Here is a 3,848-nt window from a genome sequence, read left to right as displayed (position 1 = left end):
GTACGGGCCTGAGGGAGAACGCGTTGAGTTGTCCGGCCGGGTCCTGGACAACTGGGTAGCGAAGACGGCGAATCTGCTGGCCGAGGAGCTGGACGCCGGGGCCGGAACGACGGTGGGTTTGCAGATGGAACCCCACTGGCGGTCGCTGGTATGGGCGCTGGCAGCGTGGCAGGCCGGCGCCAAGGTCCTGCTGGACGCGGGCGGGCACGCCCCGGACGTGCTGGTGGCCGCGGATCCGGCGGTGGTGACCGGGGCAAGCAGCCCGCACCGCGTCGTCGTCGCCCTGGGTGCACTCCAGCTGCGCTGGCCCGAGGAACTGCCCGACGGCATCCTGGACTACGCCGCGGAGGTTCGGTCGTACGCGGATGAGTACCTGGGACTGGACACCTTGGCGCCAGAGGATGTCGCCGCTGAATACGACGGAGGAACCCTCACCTTCGCCCGGCTTCTGGGCTGGCCCGGACCGGCCGGAAACCTGCTGGTGCCGGCGCAAACCCCGTGGCCTGAGGTGCTGGGCAACGCTCTGGCAACCTGGCAGAACGGCAGGACAGTAGTGCTGGTGCACCAGCAGGTGGAAGTGACCCAGCGCCTCGTGGACAGCGAACGGGTCACTGCCAAGCTCTGAACCGGCCCCCGGTGCCGCTGCTAACTCCCGGTGGCCCCGGGTGCCTGCGGGCCGTCCACATCCGCCGCACTGTTCACGGGACGGTGGGTGGCTGGAGGCTCTTCCGGGTGGCGTTCGAAGATTTCCCCGTCCGCAGCGAACTCCGGCTCTGCGTCCAGTTCGGCGTTGAACACCAGGAAGCGGTAAGCGAAGAAACGCATGACAGTGGCCAAGACGGTTCCGAAGATGCCGGCGAACAGCAGCGCAGTACGGTCCGTCACCTCCAACGGGTAGCGGGCTATCCACACGCAGCCAGCGGAAATCACCATGCCAATGACGTTGATGACGACGAACAGCACCAGCTCCCGCACCACGTTCGCCTGGCGCCGGTGCCGGAACGTCCAGTAGCGGTTGGCGATCCAGGAAAAAAGGGTGGCCACCGAGGCGGATACAAACCGCGCCTTCACCACACTCTCGTCCATGGGCCCGTTGATCAGCCACCAGTACACGCAGTTGTCCACGATGAAGGCGATCCCGCCGACCGTGCCGAACTTCGCTACTTCCCGCCAAAAAAGGGACACGATGCCGCGGATGCGCTCGGAAATAGTCCGGTTCATGATCGGAGGTATGTCCCTTTCGTTCGGATGCCGGAGGATGCACCGGCCGACGCATCATTGTATTGCTCCAGTCTGGGCGTTACCTAGGACGTACCCGCCGGCGTGCGAAATGCGGTTCGTCCGGAGTCCGTTCGGTACCCTGACTAGGTGAGTTTCCCAGTAATCGGCGTAGTGGGCGGCGGCCAGCTCGCCCGAATGATGGCCCCCTGTGCGGTGGAGCTCGGCTTTGAACTGCGCGTTCTGGCCGAGGCCGGCGACGTATCCGCGGTCTCCGCCGTCCGCGCGGCACCTGTGGGCGACTACCGGGACCTCCAGGCGCTGCGGGATTTCGCGCAGGACCTGGACGTCATGACCTTTGACCACGAACATGTCCCCACCGAACACCTTCAGGCCTTGATTGCCGAAGGCGTCAACGTGCAGCCGCCTCCCGCTGCCCTGATCCATGCGCAGGACAAGCTGGTCATGCGCGCGGTCGTTGACAAGCTGGGACTCCCCAACCCAGCATGGGGGGCAGTGTCCAACGTGGAGGAACTGGTTGACTTCGGCGAAAGGACCGGCTGGCCGGTCGTGCTCAAGACGCCGAGGGGAGGCTACGACGGCAAGGGAGTGCGGATCATCCGCGATGCGGCCGCGGCAGTTGAAGCTTCCGACTGGTTCACCGGGGGCGCCCTGCTGGCCGAAGAGAAAGTCGACTTCAGCCGTGAGCTCTCGGCTCTGGTGGCCAGGACTCCGTCCGGGGAATCACGGGCATGGCCGGTGGTGCACACCATCCAGGTGGACGGTGTCTGTGACGAAGTGATCGCGCCGGCGCAGGATCTGCCCGAAGACGTCGCCGCGGCTGCCCAGCAGGCAGCGCTGCGGCTGGCCGATGAGCTGGGTGTGACCGGCGTGATGGCCGCAGAGTTGTTCGCCACGCCGGGACGCGGGGCAGGCTTCGTGATCAACGAACTGGCCATGCGTCCGCACAACACCGGCCATTGGACCCAGGACGGGTCGGTCACCAGCCAGTTCGAGCAGCACCTGCGGGCCGTCTTGGACCTGCCGCTGGGCGACACGTCGGTGCTCGGCAGCGTCGTCGTCATGAAGAACTATCTGGGTGGCGCGAATACGGATTTGTTTTCGGCCTACCCGCGCGCGCTGGCGGCTGAACCGTCCGTCAAGCTGCACGGCTACGGCAAGTCGGTCCGCCCCGGCCGGAAGATCGGCCATGTGAATGTGGTGGGCAGCGATGCGTCGCAGGTGGAGGAACTTCGCCGGCGCGCGGACCGTGTCGCGGCAATTGTCCGTGACGGCGTGGACCCCCAGGAAGGCAAACCATGAGCACCAAGCCGATCGTCGGCGTCGTGATGGGGTCGGATTCCGACTGGCCCGTCATGGAAGCCGCCGCGCAGGCGCTGGAGGAATTCGGCGTCCCCTACGAGGCCGATGTCGTCTCCGCGCACCGCATGCCGGAAGACATGATCGGCTACGGCCGCGACGCGCATGCCCGGGGACTGCGGATTATCATCGCCGGCGCCGGCGGTGCCGCGCACCTGCCCGGCATGCTCGCCTCCGTGACCCCGCTTCCGGTGATCGGCGTGCCGGTGCCGCTGAAGTACTTGGACGGCATGGACTCCCTGCTCTCCATCGTGCAAATGCCGGCGGGCGTGCCGGTAGCGACGGTGTCCATCGGAGGAGCGCGCAACGCCGGCCTGCTCGCGGTCCGGATGCTGGCAGCCGGAGGTGACGAGCTGGCCGGGCGGCTGCAGCCCGCTCTGCTGGAGTTTGCCTCCGGCCTGCGCCAGACCGCCTACGACAAGGGAGCAGCGCTGCGTGAACGCGTTTCCGGCTCCGGCGAGGCCTAGCCGGTGAGCCCGCAGCCGCGCAGGCAGCCTTCGGGATCTTCTGCGTGCGGGGTGACCGATCCGGTCCGCTACCCCCAGCATGCTTCGGCACCGGTGCGCACCAAACGCGCCTTCGTCCTGCTGCTGCTGACCCTCGTCGTCCCGGGCAGCGCCCAAATCGTGGCAGGGGACCGCAGGCTGGGCCGACGCGCCCTGGCCGTGACGCTGCTGGTCTGGGCCGCCATTCTGGTCGCAGGCGTCGTGGCCTTGCTGGACTGGCCGCTGCTGGTGAACGTGGCCTCCAACCGCTGGGGTTCACTGGCATTGGTGGTGGTGCTGGCGGCGCTGGCGCTGTTCTGGGCCTTCCTGTTCCTGAATACCCTTCGCATTATCAGGCCGAATCTGCTGGCCCCGGGAGCCAAGCCGGTGGTGGCTGTGACGCTGGTTGCCCTGATGGTGCTCACCAGCGGCAGCCTGGGCTATGCCGCCTACCTGCTCAACGTGAGCCGAAACGCCTTCAGCAGCATCTTCGAGACCCGGCCGGCCTTCGACCCCGTGGACGGCCGCTACAACTTCCTGCTGATGGGCGGCGACGCCGGCGCCGGACGTGTCGGGCTGCGCCCGGACAGCATTCAGGTGGTCAGTGTCGATGCGAAAACCGGACAGACCGTCATGTTCGGGATCCCGAGGAACTTCCAGAACGCTCCGTTCCCGGAAGACTCCCCCATGCACGAGGTCTATCCCAACGGCTTCAACTGCGGGGACGAGTGCATCATCAACGCCCTGTACGTGGACGTGGAGCAA

Annotated in this window: 4 protein-coding genes and 1 pseudogene; 4 read left to right on the top strand and 1 reads right to left on the bottom strand. The window is 66.9% G+C overall.

Going from position 1 to position 3,848, the window contains the following annotated elements:
- The coding region (locus AC5RWT_RS35385; RefSeq protein ID WP_494084301.1) for a TIGR03089 family protein at positions 1-625 on the top strand (625 nt) is incomplete at its 5' end.
- Between the two features lie 20 nt (positions 626-645).
- On the opposite strand, the gene AC5RWT_RS35380 is transcribed toward AC5RWT_RS35385, so the two are convergent.
- Complete coding sequence (locus AC5RWT_RS35380) at positions 646-1,221, bottom strand: GtrA family protein (RefSeq protein ID WP_494084300.1); 576 nt, start codon at positions 1,219-1,221, stop codon at positions 646-648.
- 147 nt (positions 1,222-1,368) lie between these two features.
- On the opposite strand from AC5RWT_RS35380, the gene AC5RWT_RS35375 reads away from it, so the two are divergent.
- From AC5RWT_RS35375 to AC5RWT_RS35365, 3 genes and pseudogenes are all read left to right on the top strand, one after another.
- Complete coding sequence (locus AC5RWT_RS35375; protein ID WP_494084299.1) at positions 1,369-2,541, top strand: 5-(carboxyamino)imidazole ribonucleotide synthase; 1,173 nt, start codon at positions 1,369-1,371, stop codon at positions 2,539-2,541.
- Positions 2,538-3,065, top strand: coding sequence for a 5-(carboxyamino)imidazole ribonucleotide mutase (purE, locus tag AC5RWT_RS35370; RefSeq protein WP_494084298.1), 528 nt, complete (start codon positions 2,538-2,540; stop codon positions 3,063-3,065). Before AC5RWT_RS35375 ends, purE begins: the two co-directional genes overlap by 4 nt.
- Before the next feature lie 51 nt (positions 3,066-3,116).
- Positions 3,117-3,848: pseudogene (locus tag AC5RWT_RS35365) on the top strand (LCP family protein); the annotation flags it as partial.

It is taken from the genome of Arthrobacter sp. Dra40, assembly GCF_059091905.1.
The sequence above is the reverse complement of the archived record's forward strand: the minus strand, read 5'-3'. Positions and strand labels throughout refer to the sequence as shown.

Excerpts from the sequence above, each read along its gene's own strand:
- AC5RWT_RS35380 (WP_494084300.1), bottom strand. The coding sequence starts at position 1,221 with ATGAACCGGACTATTTCCGAGCGCATCCGCGGCATCGTGTCCCTTTTT.
- purE (WP_494084298.1), top strand. The coding sequence starts at position 2,538 with ATGAGCACCAAGCCGATCGTCGGCGTCGTGATGGGGTCGGATTCCGAC.